Annotated in this window: 26 protein-coding genes and 1 pseudogene; 8 read left to right on the forward strand and 19 right to left on the reverse strand. The window is 67.1% G+C overall.

Annotated elements, in window-relative coordinates; genetic code table 11:
• Window positions 1-2 precede the first annotated feature (2 nt).
• From G4Z14_RS04555 to G4Z14_RS19205, 6 genes and pseudogenes are all read left to right on the forward strand, one after another.
• Complete coding sequence (locus tag G4Z14_RS04555) at window positions 3-1,205, forward strand: amidohydrolase family protein (protein WP_164623603.1); 1,203 nt, start codon at window positions 3-5, stop codon at window positions 1,203-1,205.
• A complete protein-coding gene (locus tag G4Z14_RS04560; protein WP_164623604.1) occupies window positions 1,202-2,692 on the forward strand; it encodes an amidohydrolase family protein in 1,491 nt (496 codons plus the stop codon). Before G4Z14_RS04555 ends, G4Z14_RS04560 begins: the two co-directional genes overlap by 4 nt.
• Entirely contained in the window at window positions 2,689-3,675 is a 987-nt protein-coding gene (locus G4Z14_RS04565; RefSeq protein WP_164623605.1) for an ABC transporter ATP-binding protein, read from the forward strand. The genes G4Z14_RS04560 and G4Z14_RS04565 overlap by 4 nt, the downstream gene beginning before the upstream one ends.
• Window positions 3,672-4,667 (forward strand): ABC transporter ATP-binding protein, encoded by a 996-nt coding sequence (locus G4Z14_RS04570; protein WP_164623606.1) that lies wholly within the window; start codon window positions 3,672-3,674, stop codon window positions 4,665-4,667. The genes G4Z14_RS04565 and G4Z14_RS04570 overlap by 4 nt, the downstream gene beginning before the upstream one ends.
• A complete protein-coding gene (locus G4Z14_RS04575) occupies window positions 4,621-4,911 on the forward strand; it encodes a hypothetical protein (protein WP_164623607.1) in 291 nt (96 codons plus the stop codon). Before G4Z14_RS04570 ends, G4Z14_RS04575 begins: the two co-directional genes overlap by 47 nt.
• Window positions 4,875-5,012: pseudogene (locus G4Z14_RS19205) on the forward strand (hypothetical protein); the annotation flags it as partial. The gene G4Z14_RS04575 and the pseudogene G4Z14_RS19205, both read left to right, overlap by 37 nt.
• A gap of 88 nt (window positions 5,013-5,100) precedes the next feature.
• Here the strand turns inward: G4Z14_RS19205 and G4Z14_RS04585 are convergent.
• The 15 genes from G4Z14_RS04585 to G4Z14_RS04655 form a co-directional block, all read right to left on the reverse strand.
• Window positions 5,101-6,054, reverse strand: coding sequence for a beta-ketoacyl-ACP synthase 3 (locus G4Z14_RS04585; RefSeq protein ID WP_164623608.1), 954 nt, complete (start codon window positions 6,052-6,054; stop codon window positions 5,101-5,103).
• 10 nt (window positions 6,055-6,064) lie between these two features.
• Complete coding sequence (locus G4Z14_RS04590) at window positions 6,065-7,306, reverse strand: adenosylmethionine--8-amino-7-oxononanoate transaminase (protein WP_164623609.1); 1,242 nt, start codon at window positions 7,304-7,306, stop codon at window positions 6,065-6,067.
• A complete protein-coding gene (gene bioD, locus G4Z14_RS04595) occupies window positions 7,303-7,926 on the reverse strand; it encodes a dethiobiotin synthase (RefSeq protein WP_164623610.1) in 624 nt (207 codons plus the stop codon). The genes G4Z14_RS04590 and bioD overlap by 4 nt, the downstream gene beginning before the upstream one ends.
• Window positions 7,927-9,051, reverse strand: coding sequence for an 8-amino-7-oxononanoate synthase (locus tag G4Z14_RS04600; protein WP_164623611.1), 1,125 nt, complete (start codon window positions 9,049-9,051; stop codon window positions 7,927-7,929).
• Window positions 9,048-10,013 carry a biotin synthase BioB gene (gene bioB / locus G4Z14_RS04605; protein ID WP_164623612.1) on the reverse strand — a complete coding sequence of 322 codons (966 nt, stop codon included), beginning with the start codon at window positions 10,011-10,013 and terminating at the stop codon, window positions 9,048-9,050. The genes G4Z14_RS04600 and bioB overlap by 4 nt, the downstream gene beginning before the upstream one ends.
• 96 nt (window positions 10,014-10,109) lie before the next feature.
• On the reverse strand, window positions 10,110-10,733 hold the full coding sequence (locus tag G4Z14_RS04610; RefSeq protein WP_164623613.1) for a GntR family transcriptional regulator: 624 nt from the start codon (window positions 10,731-10,733) through the stop codon (window positions 10,110-10,112).
• A 304-nt stretch (window positions 10,734-11,037) separates the two neighbouring features.
• Window positions 11,038-12,462, reverse strand: a complete 1,425-nt coding sequence (locus tag G4Z14_RS04615; RefSeq protein WP_164623967.1) for a gamma-aminobutyraldehyde dehydrogenase — start codon at window positions 12,460-12,462, stop codon at window positions 11,038-11,040.
• Window positions 12,463-12,479: 17 nt separating this feature from the next.
• Window positions 12,480-13,298: an ABC transporter permease gene (locus G4Z14_RS04620; protein WP_164623614.1), complete on the reverse strand. Its 819-nt coding sequence runs from the start codon at window positions 13,296-13,298 to the stop codon at window positions 12,480-12,482.
• A complete protein-coding gene (locus tag G4Z14_RS04625; protein WP_164623615.1) occupies window positions 13,288-14,226 on the reverse strand; it encodes an ABC transporter permease in 939 nt (312 codons plus the stop codon). The genes G4Z14_RS04620 and G4Z14_RS04625 overlap by 11 nt, the downstream gene beginning before the upstream one ends.
• A 127-nt stretch (window positions 14,227-14,353) precedes the next feature.
• The gene (locus G4Z14_RS04630; protein WP_164623616.1) at window positions 14,354-15,352 is read right to left on the reverse strand and encodes an ABC transporter ATP-binding protein; all 999 of its coding nucleotides are present in this window, start codon (window positions 15,350-15,352) and stop codon (window positions 14,354-14,356) included.
• 143 nt (window positions 15,353-15,495) lie between these two features.
• A complete protein-coding gene (locus G4Z14_RS04635; protein ID WP_164623617.1) occupies window positions 15,496-16,656 on the reverse strand; it encodes an ABC transporter substrate-binding protein in 1,161 nt (386 codons plus the stop codon).
• Window positions 16,657-16,805: 149 nt separating this feature from the next.
• Window positions 16,806-17,708 carry a LysR substrate-binding domain-containing protein gene (locus G4Z14_RS04640; protein ID WP_164623618.1) on the reverse strand — a complete coding sequence of 301 codons (903 nt, stop codon included), beginning with the start codon at window positions 17,706-17,708 and terminating at the stop codon, window positions 16,806-16,808.
• A 3-nt stretch (window positions 17,709-17,711) separates the two neighbouring features.
• A complete protein-coding gene (locus G4Z14_RS04645) occupies window positions 17,712-18,143 on the reverse strand; it encodes a GAF domain-containing protein (RefSeq protein WP_164623619.1) in 432 nt (143 codons plus the stop codon).
• 30 nt (window positions 18,144-18,173) lie between these two features.
• Entirely contained in the window at window positions 18,174-19,232 is a 1,059-nt protein-coding gene (locus G4Z14_RS04650) for an HPP family protein (protein WP_164623620.1), read from the reverse strand.
• Window positions 19,229-19,573 (reverse strand): hypothetical protein, encoded by a 345-nt coding sequence (locus G4Z14_RS04655; protein WP_164623621.1) that lies wholly within the window; start codon window positions 19,571-19,573, stop codon window positions 19,229-19,231. Before G4Z14_RS04655 ends, G4Z14_RS04650 begins: the two co-directional genes overlap by 4 nt.
• Before the next feature lie 66 nt (window positions 19,574-19,639).
• Here G4Z14_RS04655 and G4Z14_RS04660 point away from each other — a divergent pair, with 66 nt between their 5' ends.
• The gene (locus G4Z14_RS04660; protein WP_164623622.1) at window positions 19,640-20,038 is read left to right on the forward strand and encodes an OsmC family protein; all 399 of its coding nucleotides are present in this window, start codon (window positions 19,640-19,642) and stop codon (window positions 20,036-20,038) included.
• 94 nt (window positions 20,039-20,132) lie between these two features.
• Here the strand turns inward: G4Z14_RS04660 and holA are convergent, their stop codons facing one another.
• The 4 genes from holA to G4Z14_RS04680 all read right to left on the reverse strand — a co-directional run bounded on the left by holA (window position 20,133) and on the right by G4Z14_RS04680 (window position 24,757).
• Entirely contained in the window at window positions 20,133-21,134 is a 1,002-nt protein-coding gene (gene holA / locus G4Z14_RS04665; RefSeq protein ID WP_164623623.1) for a DNA polymerase III subunit delta, read from the reverse strand.
• Window positions 21,131-21,619 carry an LPS assembly lipoprotein LptE gene (gene lptE, locus G4Z14_RS04670; RefSeq protein ID WP_164623624.1) on the reverse strand — a complete coding sequence of 163 codons (489 nt, stop codon included), beginning with the start codon at window positions 21,617-21,619 and terminating at the stop codon, window positions 21,131-21,133. The genes holA and lptE overlap by 4 nt, the downstream gene beginning before the upstream one ends.
• Window positions 21,606-24,161: a leucine--tRNA ligase gene (gene leuS / locus G4Z14_RS04675; RefSeq protein WP_164623625.1), complete on the reverse strand. Its 2,556-nt coding sequence runs from the start codon at window positions 24,159-24,161 to the stop codon at window positions 21,606-21,608. The genes lptE and leuS overlap by 14 nt, the downstream gene beginning before the upstream one ends.
• A gap of 83 nt (window positions 24,162-24,244) precedes the next feature.
• A complete protein-coding gene (locus G4Z14_RS04680; RefSeq protein ID WP_164623626.1) occupies window positions 24,245-24,757 on the reverse strand; it encodes a DUF3576 domain-containing protein in 513 nt (170 codons plus the stop codon).
• A gap of 311 nt (window positions 24,758-25,068) precedes the next feature.
• Here G4Z14_RS04680 and G4Z14_RS04685 point away from each other — a divergent pair, with 311 nt between their 5' ends.
• Window positions 25,069-25,962, forward strand: coding sequence for a porin (locus tag G4Z14_RS04685; RefSeq protein ID WP_164623627.1), 894 nt, complete (start codon window positions 25,069-25,071; stop codon window positions 25,960-25,962).
• The last annotated feature ends 25 nt before the right edge of the window (window positions 25,963-25,987 follow it).

Here is a 25,987-nt window from a genome sequence, read left to right on the forward strand (position 1 = left end):
TCATGTCTGACCTGCTGATCCGCAACATCCGCCCGATGGGGGCCGAGCCACAGGACATCCTGATCCGCGCTGGCCGGATTGCCGCGATGGGCCCGGGCCTTGCCGCCGAGGGCCTGCCGGTCGAGGACGGCGCGGGGGCCATCGCAATCCCGACGCTGGTCGACGCCCATACCCATCTCGACAAGACCACCTGGGGCATGCCGTGGTATCAAGGCCGCAAGGGCGGCGAGTTGCAGGCGCTGATCGACAACGAGCGCAACAGCCGCATCCCGCTTGGCCTTGACGTGCATCGCCAGTCGATGCGCCACGCGATCCAGCTGATCGAGACCGGCACAGGCCATATCCGCAGCCATGTCGACATCGACACCGACCACGGGCTGAAACTGCTGGAGGGCAAGCTTGCCACCCGCGCCGCGCTGGCCGGTGGCGTCGACATCCAGATCGTCGCCTTCCCGCAGTCGGGCCTGATGAAACGCCCCGGCACCTATGAGCTGATGGACAAGGCGCTTGCGATGGGGGCCGATGTGGTGGGCGGGCTTGATCCCAGCTCGATGGACCGCGACCCCAGAGGGTCGCTGGATGCCATCTTCCGGCTGGCAGAAAAGCACGGCAAGCCGATCGACATTCACCTGCACGAATATGGCGAACTTGGCGCCTTCACGCTGGAGGAGATCATCGCCCGCACGCAGACCCTTGGGATGCAGGGCCTTGTCGGTGTGTCGCATTGCTTCTGCCTTGGCATGCCCGATCCCCTGCGGGTCGGACCGCTGATGGATGAGGTGGCCCGCGCCGATATCCGCATCTTCACCACCGGCCACCCCTCGGCCGAGGTGCCCAGCCTGCAAGCGATGCGGGCTGCGGGGATCAAGGTCGGCATGGGCTGCGACGGCATCCGGGACACCTGGGGGCCCTGGGGCCAGCCCGACATGCTGCACCGCGCCCGCATCGTCGGCATGAAGAACCGGATGCGCCGCGATGACGAGCTGGAGCTGCTGCTGGATGTCGCCTCGCGTGGCGGGGCCGAGGCCATGGGGCTGGACGCGCCGGGGCTGGTGCCGGGCGGTCCGGGCGACCTGACGCTGGTCGCCGGCGAGACCTTGGCGCATGCCGTGGTCGAGGAAACGCCGCGCCCGCTGGTGGTCAAGCGTGGTCGCGTGGTGGCGCGGGGGGGCAAGCTCACCCTGCCCGGCGTGGTGATGCCATGACCGCGCTTTCAGACCTGCCGCTCGGGGCCGCGCTGCCGGGCCGCACCGCGCTGAGCGCAGACTGGGTGCTGGGCCATGCCGACGGAAGGCATTGCCTGATCCCCGGCGGCGAGGTGGTGATCGAAGGCGGCACCATCCTGCATGTCGGCCCGCGCTTCGAAGGCGAGGTGGCGCGGCGCATCGAATTTGGCCGGGCGCTGATCTCGCCGGGGCTGATCGACCTTGATGCCCTTGCGGATCTGGACACCACCCTCCTTGCCATCGACCACCAACCCGGCTGGGCCAAGGGCCGGGTCTGGCCGCGCGGCTATGTCGAGCGCGGCCCCTACGAGATGTATTCCCCCGAGGAACTGGCCTTCCAGAAACGCTTTGCCTTCGCACAGCTTCTTGTGAACGGCATCACGACCGCCGCGCCGATCGCCTCGCTGTTCTACCGCGCATGGGGCGAGACGGTGGCAGAATTTACCGCCGCGGCCGATGCCGCGGGCGAAATGGGCCTGCGCGTCTATCTGTCGCCCGCCTATCGGTCGGGCGGGATGGTGCTGGAAGGTCCGGGCCAGATGGAGCCGGTCTTTGACGAACCGCGCGGGATGGCGGGGCTTGAGGCGGCGATCCGCTTCATCACCGACCAGAACGGCCGCCATGGCGGGCTGGTGCGCGGCATGCTGGCACCCGACCGCGTGGAAACCTGCACCCTGCCGCTCTTGCGCCGCACCATGGATGCCGCGCGCGATCTTGGCTGCAAGGTGCGTCTGCACATGGCGCAAGGCGAAATGGAGGTGCAGACCGTGCAGCGCCTGCACGGCACCACCGCGCCCGACTGGCTGGCGCGCGAGGGGCTTCTGAGCGACCGGCTGATAGCGCCCCATGCCACCAATGCCACCGACACCGATCTTGCGCATTACGCCAGCCATGGTGTCAGCGTCGTGCATTGCCCGCTGGTCTCGGCCAGATTCGGCGCAGCCCTGCGCAGCTTCGGGCGGCTGAAGGCGGCGGGAATTGCCCTGTGCATGGGCACCGATACCGCCCCTGCCGACATGCTGATGAACCTGATGACCGGGCTTCTGGCTGCCCGCATCGCCGATCCGCAGGCGCCGCATCAGTCCAGCGCGGATTTCTGGGATGCGGCAACGCTGGGCGGCGCACAAGCACTTGGGCGCGACGACCTGGGCCGGCTGGCTCCGCGCGCCCGCGCCGACATCGCCGTTTTCCGCCTGGATGACGCCGTGATGACCCCGGCCATCGACCCGATCACCACGCTGGTCGCCGGTGGTTCGGGCCGGGTGACACAAGCCACCTTTGTCGAAGGCCGGCTCTCGATGCGCGAGGGCCGGGTGGCGGGCCTCGACCTGACCGCGGCGCAGGCCCGCGCGCAGGCGCAGTTTGACGGCCTTGTCGCCAGATACCCCGAGCGCAGCTGGCAACATCCGCCAGTGTCGACGCTGTTCCCCCCGAGCTATCCCATCCGTCAGGAGGCCCTCGCATGACCGATCAGCCCACGCTTGATGTCCGCAACCTGCGGGTGGAATTTCCAGGTCGCCATGGCACGGTGACGGCGCTGGATGATGTCAGCCTCTCGGTCCTTCCCGGCGAAATTCTGGGCGTGGTGGGTGAATCCGGCGCCGGCAAGTCGATGACCGGCCTGGCCGTGCAGCGCCTGCTGGAGCCGCCGGGCCATATTGCGGGCGGGCAGGTCTGGCTGAACGGTCGCCGCATCGACAGCCTGTCGGAACCCGAGATGGAAAAGATTCGCGGCCGCGAGATCGGCGCGATCTTTCAGGACCCGCTGACCTCGCTGAACCCGCTGTTTTCGGTCGGGCGGCAACTGGTGGAAACCATTCGCCTGCACGGTGATCTGTCCAGAACCGCAGCCAAGGCGCGCGCGGTGGAGTTGCTGGCCGAAGTCGGCATCCCTGCGCCCGCCGACCGGATAGAGCATTACCCCCACCAGTTCTCCGGCGGCATGCGGCAGCGCGTGGTGATCGCGCTGGCGCTGGCGGCCCGGCCGAAACTGGTGATCGCGGATGAGCCGACCACCGCGCTTGACGTGTCAATCCAGGCGCAGATCACCGCGTTGTTGCGCAAGCTGTGCAAGGAGCATGGCACGGCGGTGATGCTGGTCACGCATGACATGGGCGTGATCGCCGAAACCGCGGATCGGGTGGCGGTGATGTATGCGGGCCGTCTGGTTGAAATCGGACCGGTGGCCGAGGTGGTCGCGCGGCCCTGTCACCCTTACACGCGCGGTCTCATGGGCTCGATCCCGACGCTGGGCGCGCGCGTGCCGCGCCTTGCGCAGATCGACGGCGCCATGCCCCGGCTGGATGCCATTCCGCAGGGCTGCGCCTTCAACCCGCGCTGCCCGCTGGTGCAGGACCGCTGCCTGCGCGAACGCCCCGAGCTACGCCCCATGGGCGCAGGCCACGCCGCCTGCTGGATTGACGCCGCCGCCACGGAGAAAGCCGCATGACCGCCCCCGCCCATACCGCCCCTTCTGCGCTGACCGTCAGCGCCATGACCCGGCGCTTTGATGTTTCGGCGCCCTGGCTCAACCGGCTGCTGGAGCGCAAGCCCCGGCTCTATGTCCGCGCTGTCGACGATGTCAGCTTCGAGGTTCCGCGCGGCGGCTGTCTCAGCCTTGTGGGCGAATCCGGCTGCGGCAAATCCACTGTGGCGCGGCTGGTGACAGGGCTGCATACCCCGTCGGAGGGCAGCATTCGCTTTGCCCCGGGCGCCGGAGAAAAACCCCTGTCGGTGCAGATGATCTTTCAGGACCCCTATGCCAGCCTCAACCCGCGCTGGCGGGTGTTCGACATCATCGCCGAACCCTTGCGCGAGTTGAAGCTGCGCGCGACCGAACCCGAGATCGCGGCCCGCGTGGCCGAGTTGCTGAAGACGGTCGGCCTTGCCGCCAGCGATGGCCGCAAGTTCCCGCACGAATTCTCGGGTGGCCAGCGGCAGCGCATCTCCATCGCCCGGGCGCTGGCCTCCGAGCCGGATTTTCTGGTCTGCGACGAACCGACCTCGGCGCTGGATGTTTCAGTGCAGGCCCAGATCCTGAACCTGATGCGGCGGTTGCAGGACGAGATGGGCCTGACCTACCTGTTCATCAGCCATGACATGAGCGTCGTGCGCCACATGTCGGACCAGATCGCGGTGATGTATCTGGGGCGCATCGTCGAACAGGCACCGACCGAGGTGCTGTTTGCCCAGCCGCGTCACCCCTATACGCAGCTTCTGCTGGATACGATCCCGAATGTCACCCATCCGCGCCGCAACCGCGAACCGCAGGCGGGTGAGGTGCCCAGCCCGCTGAAGCCACCCCCGGGATGCACCTTCCACCCCCGCTGCCCGCAGGCCGACAGCCGCTGCGTGGCCGAACGCCCCGAGATGACCGCCATGCCGGATGGCAGCCGTGTCGCTTGTCACCGCGTGGCGGAGATGCTGGCGCGCATGGCCTGATCCGCAAGGCGGCGGCCCCGGCGGCGTCACGACCGACGTCGGAACCCTGCAGACCCCGCCGGCGCTGTCGGGGGCTGCAGATCGTCTGACGGTGCTGAAAGTCGATCCGGTGGATGACGTGGCGGTCGTCGCGTCGGTCCAACAGGCTGTGCAGGCGTTGGCGTCTTTGGCCCCAGTGAAAAACGCGACCGATGCCGAGCTGCGCGATCTCTTCAACGTCGACGTCTTTGCCCCATTCGCCTGACGCGCGGCGCAATTCCCTATCTGTGGGCGCAGGGCAGCGGCCACAGCACCTCGATTGCCGGGCAGGCACCGGGAGACGGCGGCGCACTTTACGCGGCGGCCAAATTCGCGCTTGAGGGGTTTTCCGCCGCACTGGCACAGGAACTGGCGCAGGATGCTGTGGGGTCTCGCGCCACGGAGACGCGCGCGGTCAGTCGCCCTCCTGCCAGATCGCCGAGGCCCACAAAAGGCCCGCCCCGAAAGAAGACAGCAACAAAGGCCCGGCAAGGCCATGGCCGGCATGGTGGTGCAGCGAAAGGCTCAGCGCGATGGTGGCCGCCGAGGAATTCCCGTAATCGGCCAGCGAGCCGATCTGGGTGGCATGGTGCAGCTTCAGCTTCTCGGCCAGCGCGCTCAGGATACGGCCATTGGCCTGATGCGGCGCCCAATGAGTGATCTGCGCCGCCGTCAGCCCGGCTTCGGTCATGACCTTGCGGGCAGAGCGGTCCATCGTTTCGACCGCCCGGACAAAAACGCCGCGACCGTCGGGCATCTCCATCGTCAGGCCGTCGGTCCGACCGGGCTCCCAGGGCAGGCGGCTGCCGCCGCGCGGCATGCGGATCGCGGCATGGCCCGTGCCGTCCGAGCCGAGGTCGCAGGCGAGAAGCCCCTGACTCGGGTCCGGGGAGGGCGCCAGCAGCACCGCCCCCGCCGCATCGGCAAACAGCGCGGCGGTGCCCGGGTCGTCGGCCCTGATCCGGCGCGACAGGAGGTTGGCGCCGATGACCAGCACGGCCTGTCCCGTCATGCGCACATGGCCTGTGCCCAGAACCAGCGCCTGCACGAAGCCGGTGCAGGCCCCCGCGACATCCAGTGCCCCACAGGCCAGCCCCAGGCGCTGCGCCACCAGGGGAGCTGTCGGTGGCAAGAGATGGTCGGGGGTCGAGGTCGCCAGCAGCACAAGCCCGACCCCTTCGGTCCACCCCCGCAAGGCCATCTGTCCCGCCGGGATCGCCAGATCGCTCAGCGCCTGATCCGGGGCGGCATGGCGGCGGGCACGAATGCCGGTGCGGGCCAGAATCCAGCCGGGCGAGAGACCCAGACGCGCCTCAATCTCGGCGTTCTCGATGCGGCGCTCGGGCACATAGTGGCCGAAGCCCGCCATGCGCACGCCCCTAGCCGAACGCATCGGCGGCCTCGAGGATCGCATCGTGGCACAGGCTCAGCTCTGCCGCCGTGCTGCAATAGGGCGGCAAGAGGTAGACCGTGTTGCCCAAGGGCCGGATCAGCAGGTTGCGGTCGGCAAAGAACTGCAACAGCCGGGGGCCGAGGGCGGAAAGATAGCCCCCCGCCCCGATCTCGGCAGCCAGGATGGTGCCCATGGCGCGCACGCCGGTCAGTCCGGGGTGACGGGCCAGCCGCGCGGCCCCCGCCGCCTGCAGGGCCGTTATGGCGTCGATCCGCGGTTGCACCGGCTCATCACGCCAAAGGCCCAGATTGGCCGCTCCCGCCGCGCAGGCGATCGGATTGGCGGTATAGGACGACGAATGGAAAAACGTCTTCCGCAGATCCTCGGACCAATGCGAGGCATAGATCTCCTCGCGGCAGCAGGTCACGGCCAGTGGCAGCGAGCCGCCGGTGATCCCCTTGGACAGACAGAGGATATCGGGCGCCACCGCGGCATGGTCGCAGGCGAGGAAGCGTCCGGTGCGGCCCCAGCCGGTCATCACCTCGTCAGCGATCAACAGAACGCCATGACGGGCGCAGATTGCGGCCATCTCGGACAGGACCTCGGGCGGGTAAAACAGCATGCCGCCGGCACCGAGGACGAGCGGCTCGACCACCAGAGCCGCGAGGTCGCCCCGCCGGGCGGCACTCTCAAGCGCGTCCAGCGTCGCTTGCGGGTCAGACGGAAAGGGCAACCGGGTGACGGCGAAAAGCAGCGGGTCATAGGGCTGGCTGAAGACCCCCCTTTCGCCCACTGACATCGTGCCGACGGTGTCGCCGTGATAGCCGTGCTGCATCACGGCGATGCGGTGCCGCGCTTCGCCACGGTGGCGGAAATGGCCCAGCGCCATCTTGATCGCCACCTCGACAGACGTCGAGCCGCTGTCGGAAAAGAACATCCGAGTCAGGGTTTGGGGCAGGCGCGGCAGAAGGGCGGCGGCAAAGGCCTCGGCGGCGGGGTGGGTATAGCCGGCGAAGATCACCTGATCCAAAGCCCCCGCCTGGTCGCGGATCGCCGCCACGATGGCGGGGTGGCAGTGGCCATGGGTGATGACCCACCAGGACGAGATCGCGTCGAAAATCCGCGCCCCCGCCGCATCGGTCAGCCAGGCGCCCTCGCCCTTGACTATGGGGCGCATGGCCGGGTGCAGCGCGTGCTGGGTGAAAGGGTGCCAGATGGGCGAGGTCATGCGGGCGCTCCGGCAAAGGCTTCGGGCGGGAAGGCGGCGTCGAACGCCGCGCGCAGCGTCGCGGCGTCCAGATCGGGCAGCAAGGGCAGGCGGCCCAGATGCCGCACTTCGCCGATGCGGGCGATGGTCGCCTCGACCTGGGGTTCGGGCGGGCCGATGAAGGCCACACCCCAGACCGTCACCCGCCGCGCCCGCAGCGCCAGAAGCGACAACAGGCTGTGGTTGATCGTCCCGAGTGCCGTCCTTGCGCAAAGGATCACCGGCAGGCGCCATTGCACCATCAGATCCAGCATCAGCGCCTTGTCGTTCAGGGGCACCATGACGCCGCCAGCGCCCTCGACGACCAAGGGGCGTTCAACCGGCAAGACCAGCGCCGAGGCGTCGATCTGCCGCCCTTCCGCCGCCGCCGAGATGTTGGGCGAGGCGGGCAGCGCCAGCCGCAGGGCCTCGGGCAGGGCCGGGGCACCCGACAGGCGGGTCACGGTGGCGCTGTCGGTTTCGTCTTCAAGCCCGGACTGGATCGGCTTCCAGTACTGCGCGCCCAGCCGCCCGGCGAGGCCAGCGGAAAACACGGTCTTGCCGATGCCGGTATCGGTGCCGGTCACGAAAAAGGCGGTCATTCAGGTCTCCCAGAGGTCGGTGATGGCGGTGAAAAGCGCGTCGAGATCCGCCTCGTCGGGGTTCAGCGTCAGGGAGAGTCGCAGGCGTTCCGTCCCTTTGGGCACGGTGGGCGCCCGGATGGCGCGCAGGTCGAAGCCGCAGCTCTGAAGCGCCGCTGCCCGGGCGAGCGCGCGGGCCTCGCCCGGGGCGGGCAGCGACATGATCTGGGACTGCGGCGCGGGTAGGCCCAGCCGGGCCGCAAGGCCCGCAAGTCGCGCAACGCGGGCTTTCAGCCGTTCGCGCGTGCCGGGATCGGCCGCCAGATGGCAAAGGACGCCGCGCAGGATCTCGGCGCAAAGTGGCGAGGGGGCGGTGGAATAGATGAAGCTGCGCCCCCGGTTCACCAGCGTCTCGATCAGGGCGCGCGGCCCGCAAACCAGCGCGCCCTGCACCCCCAGCGCCTTGCCGCAGGTGTGCAGGGTGACGACATTCTCCGCCCCGGCGAAGGGCTGCGACAGGCCCCGGCCTCCGGGCCCCCAGATGCCGCTGGCATGGGCCTCGTCCAGCATCAGGAAAGCGTCATGCCGTGCGGCGAGGGCCGCGAACTCGGCCAGCGGGGCGAAATCGCCGTCCATCGAGTAAAGCGTCTCGACCGCGATCCAGACTTGCCCGCGCCCGCCCTCGCGCCGCCAGTCCAGAAGCGCGGCCTCTGCCGCCGCCACGTCGTTATGGGCAAAGGCGCGGGCGCTGGCTGTGCCCAGCCGCAACCCGTCATGCAGGCTGGCGTGGATCAGCGCGTCATGCAGCACCAGATCGCGGGCGGCGGGCAAGGCGGCGGCCAGCGCCAGATTGGCCGCATAGCCGGCGCCGAAATACAGGGCCGCCTCGGTGCCGTAATGCGCCGCAGCTTCTTGCTCCAGAGAGACCAGCGCGGGATGATTGCCGCGCAACAGGCGCGCCGCCCCGGCACCGGCGGGCACGCCCGCCTGCAGCGCCTGCAGCGCCAGATCGCGCACCAAGTCCGACCCCGCCAACCCCAGATAGTCGTTCGAGGCGAAATCCACCCCCCGCGCCGGCATCAGGACCCGGCGCTGACCGCGGCTTTCCAGGGCCTGCAACAGGCCGCGGTGGCGGTCCAGCATCATGGCTGAACCGTCTCGGCCTGCAGGCCCAGCCGGGCGAAAAGGGCGCGGTCGCGATCCTCTTCGGGGTTGCCGGCGGTCAGCAGCTTTTCCCCCATGAAGATCGAATTGGCACCGGCGAAGAAACACAAGGCCTGGGTCTCGTCGCTCATCCCGCTGCGCCCGGCCGACAGGCGCAGTTCCGTTGTGGGCATCAGGATGCGGGCAAGGGCGATCAGCCGGACAAGGTCAAGCGGATCGACCGGCGCGGCCTTGGAAAGCGGTGTATTCTCCATCGGCATCAACAGGTTGATCGGGACGCTTTCGGGATGGGCGGGCAGGGTCGCCAGTGTCACCAGCATCGAGATACGGTCCGCCACCGTCTCGCCCATGCCAAGAATGCCGCCGGTGCAGACCTTGATCCCGGCCTCGCGCACCCGGGCCAGCGTCGCCAGCCGGTCGCCGAAACTGCGGGTGGTGATGACCTCGGGGTAATAGGCCTCGGAGGTGTCGATGTTGTGGTTGTAATAGTCCAGCCCCGCCTCGCGCAGCCGCAGGACCTGATCGTCCGACAGCATGCCAAGCGTCATGCAGGTTTCCATCCCCAGCGCCTTGACGCCGCTCACCATGGCCTCGACTTCGGCCATGTCGCGGTCCTTGGGGCTGCGCCAGGCCGCCCCCATGCAATAGCGCGTCGCCCCGGAGGCCTTGGCCTTGCGCGCCTCGGCCAGAACCCGTTCGACCGCCATCAGCCGCGAGGCCGACAGCGTCGAGCCATTGCGCGCCGACTGGCTGCAGTAAGAGCAATCCTCGGGGCAGCCCCCGGTCTTGATCGACAAGAGCCGGCTGAGCTGCACCGTGTTCGGATCGAACCGCGCCCGGTGCTGGCCCTGGGCCTGCCACAGCAGGTCCATCAAGGGTTGGTGGTAAAGCGCGGCAGCCTCGGCTTCGGTCCAGTCGTGGCGCGGCGTGGCGGGTTCGGTCATGGTATCCCCTTGCTGCGGGGATTTTATCTATAAAAATTCACATCCTCGCGGCATGATGTGCCATTCGATCTATTCCAAGTCCATATCGATTCGAAATCAGACATAATTATCTATAATTTGTCGTCCGACATGGGCGCGACGGATATGCCGCGCCAGCGCCTCGCCGGCCTTGCCGATGGCCCCCTCCTGCAGCGCCTGCAGGATCGCGCGGTGGTCGCGGTCTTCGCGCGGGTAACTGGCGGCCCGCTGCGGCGCCAGAACCCGTCCGCCCCATTGCGCCAGCATCTGCAGTCGCTCCAACGCCTGCATCAGATGCGGCAGGGGGCAGGGCGCGATCAGAAGCCGGTGGAAGTCGCGGTTGGCGGCCTCCCAGGTCTCGGCATCGGTGGCCAGACTGCAGGCGCGGTCAGCCTGGACCACGCGCGCCATATGGCCGCGCGAATAGCGCTCGGCGGCATGATGCAACGCGAGGGATTCCAGCGCGGCCCGCATCTCCAGCACCTCGAAATGCCGTGCGGCATCCATCACCGCGACGCGCACCCCGCGCCGCGGCAGGGCCTCCAGCAGACCCTCGGCCTCCAGCCGGCGGAAGGCCTCGCGCACGGGGACATGGCTGGCCTGAAAGCCGGTGGCGATCTCGTCCTGCCGCAGTTTGGAACCCGGTGCGAGGTCGCCCGACAGGACCCGCCGCGACAGGTCGGCAAAGATGCGATCAGACAAAGTAGGATCGGAGTCTTGCGGCATTTGACGAACCTTGGCTTGCGGGCGAACGGAATGGCGATAGCACAGCCGGACCGCATGTTCACCCCGGCACCGCTGGAAATGCAGGGCCAATCTGCAAACCCGATTTCCCGGGGTGTCCGGGGGATGGGCGAACCCCTTGCCCGGACTTGCAGCCCACGGCCGGGTCCGTCTGGCCCTGCTTCACGACAGTCGGGGCGCCGCAGCGGTCGTCCATGCCGGGCGATCGTGCTCAGTGCCTTCGGCCTTACCCGACGAGACACGCGATGCGCGTTCGAGGCGGTCAGCCGTGCTTCACCATGATGTGCCGTACCACGGTGTAATCTTCCAGCGCATAGGCCGACATGTCCTTGCCATAGCCCGACTGTTTCAGCCCGCCATGCGGCATTTCATTGGTCAGCATGAAATGGGTGTTGATCCAGGTGCAGCCATAGCGCAGCCGGGCGGCCGTCGCCATTGCCCGACCGACGTCGCGGGTCCAGACCGAGGACGCAAGGCCATAGTCGCTGTCATTGGCCCAGTCCACCGCCCGATCGACATCGCTGAACGGCGTGACCGAGACCACCGGGCCAAAGACCTCGCGCCGCACGATTTCGTCGCTTTGCAGCGCGCCGGCCACCACGGTGGGCTTGTAGTAAAAGCCCTGATCCATCACCTCGCCGCCGGTGGTGACCTGAATGTGGTTCACCTCCTTGGCGCGGTTGACGAAACTTGCCACCCGGTCGCGCTGACGCTGCGAGATCAGCGGGCCGATTTCGTTCGTCGTGTCATCTGCCGCGCCCAGCGTGATCGAGGCGGCGGCCGAGGTCAGGTCGGCCACCAGATTGTCATACACCTTCTTGCCGGCATAGACGCGGCAGGCGGCGGTGCAGTCCTGCCCGGCGTTGTAGAAGGAAAACGCCCGTAGCCCTTCGACGACCGCGCCGACATCGGCGTCGTCGAACACCAGAACCGGGGCCTTGCCACCGAGTTCCAGATGGGTGCGTTTCACGGTCTTGGCGGCGGCGTCCAGCATCTTCTTGCCGGTGGCCACATCGCCGGTGAGGCTGATCATGTCGATGCCGGGGTGGTTGATGAGATAGCTGCCCACGGTCTGCCCGCGCCCGGTGATGACCGAGACCACGCCTTCGGGCAGCTCTTCGGCTAGGATATGCGCCATCTTCAGCGCAGTCAGCGGCGTCTGTTCCGAGGGCTTGAACACCACAGTATTGCCGCCGCCGATCGCCGGGCCAAGCTTCCACGCCATCATCATCAGGGGGTAGTTCCACGGCGCGATGGAGGCGACAACGCCGATCGGGTCGCGGCGGATCATGGAGGTATGACCCGACAGGTATTCCCCCGCCACCGCGCCATGCTGGCAGCGCACGGCGCCGGCGAAGAAGCGATAGCAATCGACAATCGCCGGAATCTCGTCGCCGCGCGCGGCATTGATCGGCTTGCCGCAGTTCAGCGCCTCGAGCGCGGCAAAGGCATCGGCCTCGGCCTCGATGCGGTCGGCGATGCGCAAGAGCGCGGCCGAACGTTCGCCGGGGGTGGTGCGCGACCAGCCGTCAAACGCCTTGCGGGCGGCGGCCACCGCGCGGTCGACCTGCGCGGTCGAGGCTTCGGGCACTTCAAGGATCAGACCGCCGGTGCGCGGGTTCAGGATCTGCTCTTTCGCCTCTTGCCCGGCTTCAAAGGAATTGCCGATCAGCAGATGGGTCTGGATGGTCATGGTTGGGCCTTTCATTTGCCTGCGCCTGCAGTCTCGGACCCGCTGCGGGTGAGGTAATAGGCGGCGAGGATGGGAAGGATGGTGGCGAGGAAAACGAGGATGGCGACGACATTGGTGACCGGGCGCTGGCGCGGGCGGATGAGTTCTTCCAGCATCCAGATCGGCAAGGTGGCCTGCTGTCCGGCGGTGAAGGTGGTGACGATCACCTCGTCGAACGAGAGCGCAAAGGCCAGCATGCCGCCCGCCAGAAGCGCGGTGCCGAGGTTCGGCAACAGCACATGCCAGAAGGTCTGGAAGGCATTGGCGCCAAGGTCGGCGCTGGCCTCCAGCACCCCGCCCGACAGGCGGCGGAAGCGGGCGACGGCGTTGTTGTAGACGATGACGATGCAGAAGGTGGCGTGGCCAAGGATGATGGTCCAGGTCGAGAACGGAATGTCCATCATCCCGAAGGCCGAGCGCAGCGAGATGCCGGTGATGACGCCGGGCAGCGCGATGGGCAGCACGATCAAGAGGCTGATCTGCTCACGCCCGAAGAACCGGGCCTGCGCCATGGCGGCCGAGACCAGCGTGCCGAGGATCATGGCAAGGAAGGTCGCGACGCTGGCGACCTTGAGCGACAGCCAGAGCGCCTGCCAGATGTCAGGGCGGTTCCAGGCGGCGGCGAACCACTCGGTCGTCAGGCCGGGCGGCGGGAAGGCATAGGTGCGTTCCTCGGTGGTGAAGGCATAAAGGAAGATCAGGAGGATCGGCAGGTGCAGGAACAAGAGCCCGCCGATGGCCGCGAGCTTCAGGCCGAGGGAGGCGCGGTTCGGATTGGCGTCAGAGCGCATCGAAAGCCCCCGCGCGTTTGGCCAGCGTCAGATAGACCAGCATGATGAGGATGGGGACCATTGAGAAGGCGGCGGCCAGCGGGATGTTCCCGGCGGTGCCCTGCAACTGGTAGACCGCCATGCCGATGAAATTCGCCGAATTGCCGACGATCTGCGGGATGATGTAATCGCCCATGGTCAGCGAGAAGGTGAAGATCGACCCGGCGATCACGCCGGGAAGCGCCAGGGGCAGGATCACCGTGCGGAAGGTCTGGGCGCGGGACGCGCCAAGGTCCTGGCTGGCCTCCAGCATCGAGGTCGGCACCCGTTCCAGCGCGGCCTGCATCGGCAGGATCATGTAGGGGATCCAGACATAGACGAAGACCATGAACATGCCGATGTAGCTGGTGGACAGCGAATTGCCGCCGATCACCGGCAGGGCGAGAAGCGCGTTCAGGAGGCCAGAGGTGTGGGTGGCCTCCGCCGCCCAGGTGACGATGCCTTCCTTGGCGAGGATCAGTTTCCAGGCGTAGACCTTGACGAGATAGGACGACCACAAGGGCAGCATGACGCCGAGGTAGAACACCGCCTTCCAGCGGCCCCTGGCGAAGCGGGCGGCGAAATAGGCGATGGGAAAGGCGAGGAGGGCGCAGCCAAGCGTGACGGCGGCCGACATCAGAAGGGTGCGCAGGATGACGTCGAAATTCGCCGGGCGCAGCAGTTCGGCATAGGTTTTCAGGGTGAAGTCTTCCTTCACCATGCCGGAAAACTCGTCGATCGAGTAGAAGCTTTGCCACAGCAGGGTGGCGAGTGAACCAAGATAGACCACGCCCAGCCAGAGCAGCGGCGGGGCGAGCAGAAGGGCCAGAAACACCCGTGGCCGGCGCCAGAAGAAGGCGGTGAGCCGGTCCGCCGGCCCGCGTTCGGGAAGGATGGCGGGGGCGGTCATGGTGTGGCCTTTCGGGCGGCAAAATTCTTGAAGAAAGAATTTTGGGCGGGCCCGGTTTGAGGCCGTCGGGATCTGGTCAGGCCGGGGATGCCTCCGGCGGGGATATTTGGGCCAGTATGAAAGGACATCACTTGTCCTCCATCAGGTGGAGGTGCTGGGGGGCGAAGGCGATGGCGGCGGTGCTGCCAGGGTCGGGAAGCGGATCGCCCGCGGGGACGAGGGCGGCGATTTCGGTGTCGCCGGATTTCAGCACCACGCGAGTCGCGGCACCGAGATAGCGCAGGGCGGTGACGGTGCCGGTGAGCGGACCAGTGGCGGCAAGGCGGGTGTGTTCGGGGCGCAAGGAGGCCCATTGCGCCGGGCCGCCGAGGGCTTGGGTCAGCGCCGGGGGCAAGATGTTGGAGGAGCCGACGAAATCGGCGACGAAGCGGGTGCGGGGTTTGGCGTAGATGTCTTCCGGGCTGCCGATCTGGGCGATCTTGCCTTGGTTGAACACCGCGAGGCTGTCGGCCATCGACAGCGCCTCGTGCTGGTCATGGGTGACGAAGACGAAGGTGATGCCGAGGCGCTGCTGCAGGGATTTCAGCTCGTCCTGCATCGCCTCGCGCAGTTTCAGGTCCAGTGCGCCGAGGGGCTCGTCGAGCAAGAGGACGCGGGGCTCGTTGACAAGGGCGCGGGCGAGGGCGACGCGCTGGCGCTGGCCGCCGGACAGCTGGCCCGGCTTGCGGTCGCCGTAACCGCCAAGCTGGACGAGATGCAGCATTTCCTCGGCCTTGGCGTGGCGCAGGGCGCGGGGGGTGCCCTTGACCATCAGCCCGTAGGCGACGTTGTCGCGCACGTTCATGTGCGGAAAGAGGGCGTAGTCCTGAAACACCGTATTCACGTTGCGCCGGTTCGGCGGGATGGCCGAGACATCCTGCCCGAAGATGCGGATTGCGCCGGCGCTGGGCTGTTCAAACCCCGAGATCAGCCGCAGGCAGGTGGTCTTGCCCGAGCCGGAAGGGCCAAGCATGGCAAAGAAGCTGCCCTCGGCGATGGTGAGGTCGACCGCATCGACGGCTTTCACGGCATTGGGGCCGGAGCCGAAATGGCGCGAGACGGATTGGAATTCGACGGCAGCGGTCATGGGGGACTTTCAGGTTCATGCCCCCCACCCCCAGCCCCTCCCCACGAGGGGGAGGGGAGGTGACGGGCCTCTTTGCGTTGCACGGAAGATCACGGTTTGCGGACCCCTCCCCCCTTTTTGGGGGAGGGATGGCGAGGGAGGCCTCAGCGGCCGCCGATCACGCCGATGTAGTCGGACACCCAGCGATAGTAGGGCACGCAGGCGCCTTCGCCTTGGGCGCAATTGGCGACCGGCGTGGTCCAGAACCGGATCTTGTCGAAATCATCCAGCCCGTTGGCCGTGCAGCCTTCGGCGGTCTGCATGCCGCGCCCGTCGGTGCAGGCAGCCAGAACCGCCGGGTTGGCGCCGAACCAGACCGAGAGGTCGGATTGCAGGTTCGAGGCCAGCGAATGCTCCATCCACTTGTAGGCGCAGTTCGGATGCGCGGCGTCGACATGCATCATGGTGGTGTCGGCCCAGCCGGTGGCGCCTTCCTGCGGGATCACGCTGGCGATCGGCTGCTTTTCGGATTGCATCAGGCCGACCTGGAACGGCCAGGAGCCGGAAGCCACCACGCCTTCGTTCTTGAAGTCGTCCATCTGGATGAAGGCGTCGTGCCAGTAGCGGCCCACAAGATCGCGCTGGACGCGCAAGAGGTCGAGCGCCGCCTTGTATTGCTCTTCGTTCAGCTCATAGGGCGAGGTGATCTTCAGTTCCGGCTTGTGGAACATGAGGTACTGCGCGGCGTCGGCAATGTGGATCGGGCCGTCATAGGCCTGCACGCGGCCCTTGTTCGACTGGCCGTCGGGCAGGGTCATTTCCTCGAACACCACGTTCCACGAGGTCGGCGGGGCGTCCTTGAAGGCGTCGGTGTTGTACATCAGCACGTTCGGCCCCCACATGTAGGGTACGCCGTAATGCACGCCGTCGACGGTGTGCCAAGGCGCGTCCTTCAGCCGGTCATCGACCGTGGCCCACGACGGGATGAGGTCGATGTTGACCGGCTGCACCCGGCCGCCGGCGATCAGCCGGAGCGAGGCGTCGCCCGAAGCCGTGACCAGGTCGAACCCGCCTTCGTTCATCAGCGCCACCATCTCGTCCGAGGTGTTGGCGGTCTTGACCGAGACCTTGCAGCCGGTGTCGGCCTCGAACTTCGTCACCCAGTCGAATTCCTTCATGGTCTCGCCGCGCTCGATATAGCCGGCCCAGGCGACGATCGACACTTCGCCTTCGCCCTCGCCGATGGCGGTGACCTGCGCCACGGCCGGGGTGAGGCCGGTCAGGACGGCAAGCGCCGTGGTGCCCATCAGTCTAATGGTCTTCATCGCAAAAACTCCCTGAAGGTTGGCCGCCCGGTCGGGCGGGCATGGCAATCGCGCCGGATTCCCGGTCATGCCAGCAGCCTGCCGGGGGTGCCGGCTTTTCGCAATATCAAAACGCAGAAAGGATCGTTCGGTTTTTCCGATGGATATGCCTAGCGGCTGGGCATCGCATCCTGCGCCGAGCGGATGAAATGATGCGCCGGGGTCGAGAGCGGCGCGCCGCGGCGCCAGGCGAGGCCGACCTGCACCGAGGGCAAGTCGCCCGAGATGTCGCGGATACCGATCCGGTCGCCTTCCAGTGACCAGGGCCGGTAGACGAGGCTCGGCAGGATCGCGAGACCGGCGCCGGTGGCGACAAGGCTGCGCACCGCCTCGACGCTGCGGGTGCGGAAGGCGATTTCCGGCTTCACCGCGAGCGCGCCCATCAGCTTGCGGGTGGATTCCTCGATCTCGTCCACCATCAGCTGGATCAGCGGCTGGCCCGCCAGGTCATCAAGTGCAATCGTCTCCTGATCCGAAAGGGGGTGCCCCAGCGGCAGCCAGAGCCGGTAGGGCGTGACCAGCAGGGTTTCGACGTTCAGCGCCATGCGGTCCTTGACCGAGGAGGTCAAGAGCACGGCCACGTCCAGCTCACCGCCGATAAGCAGGTGCTGAAGATAATCGCCATTGTCCTCGATCACGTTCAGCTCGACCTGCGGGAAGGCGCGGCGGTAGCGTTGCAGGATGTCCGACAGGACATAGCCGGCGACAAGGCTGGTGACACCCAGCGACAGGCGCCCGGTCAGCGGGCCGTCTTCCTTGGTAAAGGCGGTGCGGGCGGTGGCGACATCGGCGAGGATCTGCCGGGCATGGCGCAGGAAGGCGCTGCCCTTGTGGGTGATGAGAAGGCCGCGCGCCTGCCGGTCGAACAGCTGGACGCCAAGATCGTCTTCCAGCGCGCGGATCGCCTCGGTGACTGAGGATTGCGAGATGGACAGCTCGCGCGCTGCGCCTGTCACCGACCCGGCCTGCGCGGCGGCGACGAAGAACTGGAGCTGGCGCAGGGTGAAGGCCACGGCTCAGTCCTTGGCCATCTCGGCCACCAGCGCGGCGTGATGGGCGGCGGCGAGCGCCTGATAGGCGGCGAGCTTGTCCGGGGTGAAATGCTGTTCTTCGGCCAGAAGGTTCACGGTGCCCAGAACCCGGCCGCCGTCGACCACGGGAATGTTGATGCAGGAGCCGAGGCCGAGCGAGGTGATGAGGGCGTGGTCGAAGAAGTATCTGGCGAACTCGGGCGTGGTGTTGGCGACAAAGACCTGCTGGCCGGTGATGCAGTGGTCATACCAGCCGTCGCGGGTCAGCGGCTTGGTGCCGGATACCGGATATTCCACCGGGTGCGAGGTATAGGCGCGGCGGGCGAGGCCGGCGGCCTCGTCTTGCGTGGTGATGGTAAAGAGCCGCGTGCCAAGGGCAGCGCAGGCGGCGTGCAGGGTGTCATAGACGCTGGGCATCAGGGGTCTCCGGGGGGCGGGGCGCAAGGGTCAGGATGGCAGGCTGCGCGCCAGAAGCGCGATCAGGTCGGAGCGGGTGACAAGGCCGACAAGCTGTCCGGCCTCGACGATCGGCACGGCCTGCTCCTGCCCGTCGGCCAGCCGCTGCACCAGATCGGCGGCCGGGGTTTCCGGCGCGGCGTCGGGGGCAGGGTGGGCCAGATCGGCGGCGGTCAGGGCGGGATCGGCAAGGCCGACCAGCGCTTCCTCGGCGACCAGTCCGCGATAGCGGCCAGCCTCGACCAGCGGCAGGGTCTTGAAATGGTGACGGTGAAACGCTGCCGCCAGATCGGGCAGCGGGGTGGCGGGCGCGACCGTGACCAGATCGCGCGACATCAGGTGCCGGGCGGTCAGGCCGGCGAGCGGGCGGGTTGCCGCCTCGGCCTCGGCGGCGGTGATGAGGCGGGTCAGGTCCTCGACCCCGATGTTGGCATCAAGCCGCAGCCGGGACAGGAGTTCGGCCAGCGCGCCGGGGGGCGGCAGGTGGCGGCGCTCGGGCACGGCATCGGCGGTGCCATGCGGCGAAGGTGGCGGCAGGCGGAACGGATAGGCCCGCCCCGTCGCGCGGTTCCACATCAGGCCGGCGGCGACCAGCGCCAGACTGCCGACCAGCACCGGCGCCAGGGCAAAGCCCCATCCGGCGGGCGCGGCAAGGGCGGCGAACAGCGCCACTGCCCCGCCCGGCGGATGCAGCGCCCGGGTGGCGCCCATGGCCAGCACGGCAAGCGTCACCGCCAGCGGCGCGGCGACCAGTGCCGGCAAACCCGCCTGCAGGACGGCAAGCGCCGAAAGCGCCGACAGGCTGTTGCCGACCACCACCGCCCAGGGCTGGGCCAGCGGGCTGTTCGGCACGGCGAAGATCAGGAAGGCGCTGGCCCCGAAGGGCGCAATCAGCAAGGGATGGGCCAGCAGGTCAGCGTCCGGTGGTGCAAGGACCCACAGGACGACCGCCGCCAGCGCAAGGCCCACCCCCGCGCCAAATCCCGCCCGCAGCGTCTCGCTGCCCTTGGGGCGCGGCACGGCGGGGCCAAGGGCACGCCACAGGCTCATGCTGCGGGGAACCGGGCTTCGGCAAGCACCTGCCAGTCCTCGCCCGCCAGCAGCACCTCGGGGTTCGCTCCGGGTTGCCAGAGAAAGAGCAGCACCAGAACCGGATCTTTCGGGGCCTCGGTCTCGGCCAGAACCTGCCAGTGCAGGCCGAAGCCTTCGGCCAGCAGACCCTCGGCGTAGAACGCGATCTCCTCGCCGTCGATCATCTCCTCGGCCTCGTCCTGCGCCTGCCAGTCGCCGTCTTCCCACCAGATCGCCTGTCCTTCGATATCAGGATGACGCAGGGCAAGTTTCGCCAGCGGCGCAAGGAAACTCTGGTGCGGGGTCGGAGTGCGGGCCATGATGGGGTTCCTTTCCGGCTCAGGCATGGCAGAGCCGGGCGGCGGGATCAAGCGTTGGGGGCGAGGATGGACTATCGGGTGGTGGCGCATCGCGTGGACGCGCAGGGCAGCGTTGCGCGGGCGAAGGCGGCCGAACTGGTGCTGGGCACCGATCTGGCCGGGCGGCCTGACGCCTTCAACCCGGTGGAATTGCTGCTGGCGGCGCTGGCGGCCTGCATGATCAAGGGGGTGGAGCGGGTGGCCCCCATGCTGGGCTTTCAGTTCGACACGGTGGAAGTGCGGCTGCAGGCGCAGCGGCAGGACAGCCCGCCGAAGCTGGTGGGGATTTCCTACGAGATTGTCATGGGCAGTTCGGAAAGCGATGCACGGCTGGACCTGATGCACCGCAACATCCTGAAATATGGCACGATTTCAAATACGCTTGCAGCGGCGGTTCCCCTGCAAGGCACCCTTCGGCGGGCGTGAAACGGGGGCTTCACGCCCCCGCGCGGAGTTTGTGCCAAACTCCGCTTCCCCCGTGGGATATTTGCGCCAATGTGAAGGGAAGCCGGGCTGAAATTCAGCGTTTCATCATGGCGAGCCGGATCAGCGCGCGCTCCATCACGGCCATGGCGGGCGCCTTGGAAGCCGATCGCAGCGTCATGTCGGTCTCGACCAGAAGCGCCAGCGCCTGTTCCAGCGCACGCAGCCCCCATTGATTGGCCTGCCGCTGCACCGCGTCGCGCAGTTTGAAGATCACCCGCGCCTTGTTGATGCCGTTTGGATCGGCGGCGACCAGGTGCAGGGTGCGGAAATGGCGCAGCGCGGCGATGCAGATGGTGACGGGAGCGGTGCCTTGCCCTTCCAGACGGCGCAGCAGGGGGCCGATGGCGGGGGCGCGGCCTTCGGCGGTGGCGATGATGAGATCGTCGACCTCGGCCTCGATGGTGGCGGGGGCCATGGCGGCAACCTCGGCCGGGGTCAGGGGCGTCTCGTCGCGGTATTTGTAGAGCGCGATCTTCTCCAGCGTTTGCCGAAAATCGCCGGGGTCCAGCGCGCGGGCAAGGGCGGACAGATCGGCCATGGCGGCGGGTTCGATCCGGGTCAGGCCGGATTTCTTCAGCGCGTCCTCGATTTCCTCGCGCGAGGGCGGGTCGTCGTAAAGCCCGATCGACACCGCATTGAGGTGCTTTTCGAACAGCGTCTTGAGCGTGGATTTCGCGGTCAGTCCGCCGGCGGTAACCGTGATCTGGGCGTCCCCGAGCTGCCAGGATTTCAGCGCGGCGGCGATGGTGTCCAGCAGCCCGTCGGTGGCGTCCTCGACAAAGGCGACGCGCGGGCCGGGGAAGAAGCCGACGGATTTGATGGCGTCCTGCAAGAGGCTTGCGTCCTTGCGCAGATCGGAGGCGGCGATGCGGGTCAGCCGCATTTCGGCCTCGCCTTCAGGGCCGATGAGGGCGGCAATCGCCTCTTGCCGCTTCAAGGCGACGCGCATCGGGTCGGCCCCGAAAATCAGCAGCCCGGCATGGGCGGGGTTCGGCTTCTGGCAATAGCGGCTGGCCTCAAGCCCTTTCAGGATCATGGGGCAAAGCGGGCGGAGGCGGCGAGGATCTGCAGGGCGATCTGGTCAGCGAGGATGACCATCAGCCGCTCGGCCGCGTCTTCCTCGGCCGAAAGCCCGGCGACGGTGGCGCTGGTGGCAGACCAGGACGTGAAGTTTTCCGCCGTCCCGCCGGCAACCCGCGCCTCGCTGGCAAGATCGGTCAGCGACCAGTCGATGCTGCCTTTCAGGTTGTAGCGGGTGATCGAAGTGTCGGTGGCATAGCCGACGCCGACGGCTTCCGTCGTGATCGTATAGGCCAGCGCATAGCGCGGGTCCTTGGTGCGGCCGAACCGGGCCTGAACGGCTGTCACGAAGTCGAAGCTGTTCTTGTCGGTCGGTCCGGCAAGGCGGATGTGGCCTTGCAGCCCCCCCGCCGGACCGTTCGGGCCATAAGCCGGGGTAAAGCCGCAGGCGGCGAGCGCCAGCGGCAGGGCAAGCAGGGTTCGGCGGTTACACGACGACATTGATGATGCGCCCCGGCACGACGATGATCTTCTTCACCGGCTGGCCGGCAAGGAACTTGATCACAGCTTCGTCTGCGAGGGCGATCTTTTCAACCTCGGAGGCGGGCATGATTTTCGGCACGCTGATTTCCGCCCGGCGCTTGCCGTTGATCTGGATCGGCAGCGTGACAGAATCGTCGACCAGAAGGGCAGGGTCGGCCTTGGGCCAGGGGGCGAGGGCGCACAGCCCGACGCCGCCCTGATAGGCCCAGATCGATTCGGCGATATGCGGAGTCATCGGCGACATCAGTTTCGCCAGCGTGCGGATGGCCTCTTTCATCACCGGAGTCGAGGCGTTGGCCCGCGCGATGGTGTTGGTCAGGCCGTAGAGCGCGGCGATGGCCTTGTTGAAGGCGAAGCCTTCGATCGAGCGGGTCACCTCGTCGATGGCCCGCGCTACGGCGCGCGCCAAGTCGTCGTCGCCTTCGCCCTTGTGATCGCCGGGCATCTCGCCGATGCGCGAGCAGGTTGCCCAGACGCGGGAGAGGTGTTTGAAGGTGGCCTCGGCGCCCGAGGCCGTCCATTCCACGTCGCGCTCGGGCGGGCTGTCGGACATCACGAACCAGCGCGCGGTATCGGCGCCGAAGCTGGCGATGATGTTCATCGGGTCGACGACGTTCTTTTTCGACTTCGACATCTTGGCCGACGGGATCACCTCAACCGCCGTGCCATCCTTCAGCGTCGCTCCAGCTTCCGAGCGGAGGATATCTTCCGGCAGGTGATAGACCGGGCGGCCGTTGGCATCGCGCGTCATGTAGATTTCATGCGTCACCATGCCCTGGGTGAAAAGCGCGTTGAACGGCTCGATGGCCTTGGCCGGCAGGTGGCCGGTCTTCTGCATCGCGCGGGCGAAGAAGCGGCTGTAGAGCAGGTGCAGAATGGCGTGCTCGATGCCGCCGATATACTGGTCGACGTTCATCCAGTAATCGGCATCCTCGGCCACGGTGGGCGTCGTCGCGCGCGGGCTGGTGAAGCGGGCATAATACCAGCTTGAGTCCACGAAGGTGTCCATCGTGTCGGTCTCACGCCGGGCCTTGGCGCCGCAGGTCGGGCAGGTGCAATCGCGCCAGGTCGGATGACGGTCCAAGGGGTTGCCGGGAATGTCGAAGGTCACATCGTCGGGCAATTGGACCGGCAGGTTTTCCTTCTTCTCGGCCACCACGCCGCAGGTGGCGCAATGGATCACCGGAATCGGGCAGCCCCAGTAGCGCTGCCGGGAAATCCCCCAGTCGCGCAGGCGGTATTTGGTGACGCCCTGGCCATAGCCGTTGGCCTCGGCGTGCGCGATGGCGGATGCCACGCCCTCATCGCCGGTCTGGGTTTCGGCCCCAGCAAAGCCGCGCACATAGCGGACCTTTTCCGACTTCATCGGGGTGAAGGCCTCGGCCAGAACGGTTTCTTCCGCGCCTTCCGCGACAAAGACCGACTTGATTGGCAGGCCGTATTTGGTGGCAAAGTCGAAATCGCGCTGGTCATGGCCGGGGCAGCCGAAAATCGCGCCGGTGCCGTAATCCATCAGGATGAAGTTGGCGATCCAGACCGGAAGCTCCCAATTGGGGTCCAGCGGGTGCTGCACGCGGATGCCGGTATCCATGCCGATTTTCTCGGCGGTTTCCAGCGCCTCGGCGGTGGTGCCGCCCAGACGGCACTGGGCGAGGAAGGCGGCGACCTTGGGGTCGGCTTCCAGCGATTTCGCCAGCGGGTGATCGGGCGAGATGGCGGCGAACGACGCGCCCATCAGCGTGTCGGGGCGGGTGGTGTAGACCTCCAGCGTGTCAAAGCCTGCGGGGGCGCCGACGGTCTCGAAGGCAAATTGCAACCCGCGCGACTGGCCGATCCAGTTGGCCTGCATCAGCCGCACCTTCTCGGGCCAGTCCTTCAGCCCGTCCAGCGCGGTCAGCAACTCTTCGGAATAGTCCGAGATCTTGAAGAACCACTGGGTCAGCTCGCGCCGCTCCACCGCAGCACCCGAGCGCCAGCCCTTGCCGTCGATCACCTGCTCATTGGCCAGCACCGTCATGTCGACCGGGTCCCAGTTCACCACGGCGGCCTTGCGATAGACCAGCCCGGCTTCCATCATGTCGATGAACATCGCCTGCTGCTGGCCGTAATATTCCGGGTCGCAGGTGGCGAACTCGCGGCTCCAGTCGATCGACAGGCCAAGGGGCTTCATCTGCGCCCGCATGTCGGCGATGTTGCCGTAGGTCCATTCCTTGGGATGGCCGCCGCGTTCCATCGCGGCGTTTTCGGCGGGCATGCCGAAGGCGTCCCAGCCCATCGGGTGCAGCACGCTGAAGCCTTGCGCCATCTTGTAGCGCGCCACCACGTCGCCCATGGTATAGTTGCGCACATGCCCCATGTGGATGCGCCCCGAGGGATAGGGGAACATCTCCAGCACATAATACTTCGGTCTGGCCGGATCGCGCCGCGCGGTGAAGGCCCCGGCCTCATCCCAGGCGGCTTGCCATTTCTGTTCAATGGATGCGGGTTCGTAGCGCGACATGTCTGGCCTCAAAGCTTTGCCCGGCGGGATTACACCGCCGCGCGCTTGGGGTCCAGTAGGTCGGGCTGAGCCCGACCTGCGGCTCAAAGCTTGCCGTCTTGCACGCGCAGTTGCCGGGCGCGGGTCAGGATCGCGTCTTCCACCGCGCGCACCGTCGCCGGGTCGACCGCGCCGCCCTTGGATTGCAGCGACAGTTTCAGGCTGCGGGCATCCAGCGCCGGATCCTGCACCAGAACCGTGGCGCGATAGGCGCGGCCACCGCCGGGGGGCGTGCCGTAACCCGTGACGATCACGCCGGAAAACGGATCCACCGATTCGATGGGCAGAAAGTTCAGCACCTCAAGGCTTGCCGCCCAGATATAGCGGTTCACTTCCAGCGTGGTGTTGGCATTGGCGCCACCGCCAAAAAGATCGCTCAACCGCGTGGGGTTGGTGCGCTTGAACCGGCGCTCTTCGCTGGAGAGGAACGCCTCTTCATTCTGGACGTTCGCCTTTCCAGCCCCGCGGAACAGGCCGCCACCAAAGCCGCCACAGGCCGAAAGGCTTGCCAAAGCAAGAACAAGAACAGCGTTGCGGGCAAGGCGTTGCACGGTCATTCGGGCCCCCGGGGACGATCTTGCCTTGTTGTCTAGCCGAGGGGGCGGGGTGGAACAAGGCTTTTCGCGGCGCCCCTGCGCCCCTTGCCGCGCCCCGCGATCCGCAGGCTGCGAGGCGGGGTTGTCGCCGCTGTTTGCACGCTGGAAAGGGCCCGTCAGGGTGACTGTGACATTGCTGCATCATGATTTCGCTTCTTCCCCGTGGCGGGTTCGTCCGCATTGCAATCGCAGGCTCGAGCGGCGAGATATGCTCCATACCCAATTCGGATTCCCCTGAGTTGGGCCGCACCTTTGACACAAGAGGGAAAACGATGAAAAAGGTTCTTCTCGCGACCACCGCCGTTGTTCTGTCGGCTGGCGTCGCTTCGGCTGAAGTTGCTCTGTCGGGCAACGCCCGCATGGGCCTGCAGTACGACAGCATCTCGGGCGACACCGTCCTCGAAAAGCGCATGACCGTGAACATCGACGCCACGACCGAATCGTCGTCGGGCATCACCTTCGGCGCTCGTCTGCGTCTGCGCTCGAACGAAGCCGGTGCTGGCACCGTCAACGGCGCCCGCGTTTACATGTCGACCAACGGCCTGGAAATCGCCGCCGGCAACATCTACGGCGCTCTGGACTCGATGCCGGGCATGTATGACTCGGAAGTCGGTCTGACCGCTCTGAACGACGCTGGCGTTGTCACCAACACGGTCGCCAACCCGGCCACCGCCTGGGGCTTTGACGGCTACTCGTCGAGCGGCAACGGCGCGGAAGGCATCGAAGCCATCTACACCGCTGGCGGCTTCACCGGCCACCTGTCGTACTCGGAGCCGACCCTGTCGAGCGGTGCTTCGGCCCAGAAGCGTACCGCTGTTTACGGCGCCTACGTGTTCAACGACTGGACCGTCGCTCTCGGCCTCCAGGACTCGAGCGTTGCTGCTGAAGACAAGGTCGTCCTGACCGTCGGCGGCAAAATCGGCGACTTCGGTGTTGGCTTCGCTGCTGCCGACAACGACGGCGAATCGAAAGTCGCTCTGAACGGCTCGGCCACCTTCGGCGCGACCACCGTCAACGGCTTCATCGCTGACGAAGAGTCGGGCGCTGAACTGGCCATCGGCCTGGGCGTGACCTACGACCTCGGCGGTGCTTCGGTCATGGCCGGCGTTGAGCGTGACGCTGTTGGCGACACCCGCGCTGACCTCGGCGTGTCGTTCTCGTTCTAATCCGAACGAAACCACCTAAGGAAAA

It is taken from the genome of Tabrizicola oligotrophica (assembly GCF_011008935.1).
GTDB lineage: Bacteria > Pseudomonadota > Alphaproteobacteria > Rhodobacterales > Rhodobacteraceae > Tabrizicola_A > Tabrizicola_A oligotrophica.

What these genes read in the sequence shown, in the direction of transcription:
- G4Z14_RS04620 (WP_164623614.1), bottom strand. Translation starts at nt 13,298, where the DNA reads ATGCGCTCTGACGCCAATCCGAACCGCGCCTCCCTCGGCCTGAAGCTC.
- G4Z14_RS04625 (WP_164623615.1), bottom strand. Translation starts at nt 14,226, where the DNA reads ATGACCGCCCCCGCCATCCTTCCCGAACGCGGGCCGGCGGACCGGCTC.
- G4Z14_RS04585 (WP_164623608.1), bottom strand. Translation starts at nt 6,054, where the DNA reads ATGGCGGGCTTCGGCCACTATGTGCCCGAGCGCCGCATCGAGAACGCC.
- holA (WP_164623623.1), bottom strand. Translation starts at nt 21,134, where the DNA reads ATGATCCTGAAAGGGCTTGAGGCCAGCCGCTATTGCCAGAAGCCGAAC.
- G4Z14_RS04600 (WP_164623611.1), bottom strand. Translation starts at nt 9,051, where the DNA reads ATGATGCTGGACCGCCACCGCGGCCTGTTGCAGGCCCTGGAAAGCCGC.
- leuS (WP_164623625.1), bottom strand. Translation starts at nt 24,161, where the DNA reads ATGTCGCGCTACGAACCCGCATCCATTGAACAGAAATGGCAAGCCGCC.
- bioD (WP_164623610.1), bottom strand. Translation starts at nt 7,926, where the DNA reads ATGACCGCCTTTTTCGTGACCGGCACCGATACCGGCATCGGCAAGACC.
- G4Z14_RS04590 (WP_164623609.1), bottom strand. Translation starts at nt 7,306, where the DNA reads ATGACCTCGCCCATCTGGCACCCTTTCACCCAGCACGCGCTGCACCCG.
- G4Z14_RS04630 (WP_164623616.1), bottom strand. Translation starts at nt 15,352, where the DNA reads ATGACCGCTGCCGTCGAATTCCAATCCGTCTCGCGCCATTTCGGCTCC.
- G4Z14_RS04660 (WP_164623622.1), top strand. Translation starts at nt 19,640, where the DNA reads ATGGACTATCGGGTGGTGGCGCATCGCGTGGACGCGCAGGGCAGCGTT.
- G4Z14_RS04680 (WP_164623626.1), bottom strand. Translation starts at nt 24,757, where the DNA reads ATGACCGTGCAACGCCTTGCCCGCAACGCTGTTCTTGTTCTTGCTTTG.
- G4Z14_RS04685 (WP_164623627.1), top strand. Translation starts at nt 25,069, where the DNA reads ATGAAAAAGGTTCTTCTCGCGACCACCGCCGTTGTTCTGTCGGCTGGC.
- G4Z14_RS04635 (WP_164623617.1), bottom strand. Translation starts at nt 16,656, where the DNA reads ATGAAGACCATTAGACTGATGGGCACCACGGCGCTTGCCGTCCTGACC.
- lptE (WP_164623624.1), bottom strand. Translation starts at nt 21,619, where the DNA reads ATGTCGTCGTGTAACCGCCGAACCCTGCTTGCCCTGCCGCTGGCGCTC.
- G4Z14_RS04565 (WP_164623605.1), top strand. Translation starts at nt 2,689, where the DNA reads ATGACCGATCAGCCCACGCTTGATGTCCGCAACCTGCGGGTGGAATTT.
- G4Z14_RS04650 (WP_164623620.1), bottom strand. Translation starts at nt 19,232, where the DNA reads ATGAGCCTGTGGCGTGCCCTTGGCCCCGCCGTGCCGCGCCCCAAGGGC.
- G4Z14_RS04655 (WP_164623621.1), bottom strand. Translation starts at nt 19,573, where the DNA reads ATGGCCCGCACTCCGACCCCGCACCAGAGTTTCCTTGCGCCGCTGGCG.
- G4Z14_RS04560 (WP_164623604.1), top strand. Translation starts at nt 1,202, where the DNA reads ATGACCGCGCTTTCAGACCTGCCGCTCGGGGCCGCGCTGCCGGGCCGC.
- G4Z14_RS04570 (WP_164623606.1), top strand. Translation starts at nt 3,672, where the DNA reads ATGACCGCCCCCGCCCATACCGCCCCTTCTGCGCTGACCGTCAGCGCC.
- bioB (WP_164623612.1), bottom strand. Translation starts at nt 10,013, where the DNA reads ATGACCGAACCCGCCACGCCGCGCCACGACTGGACCGAAGCCGAGGCT.
- G4Z14_RS04645 (WP_164623619.1), bottom strand. Translation starts at nt 18,143, where the DNA reads ATGCCCAGCGTCTATGACACCCTGCACGCCGCCTGCGCTGCCCTTGGC.
- G4Z14_RS04555 (WP_164623603.1), top strand. Translation starts at nt 3, where the DNA reads ATGTCTGACCTGCTGATCCGCAACATCCGCCCGATGGGGGCCGAGCCA.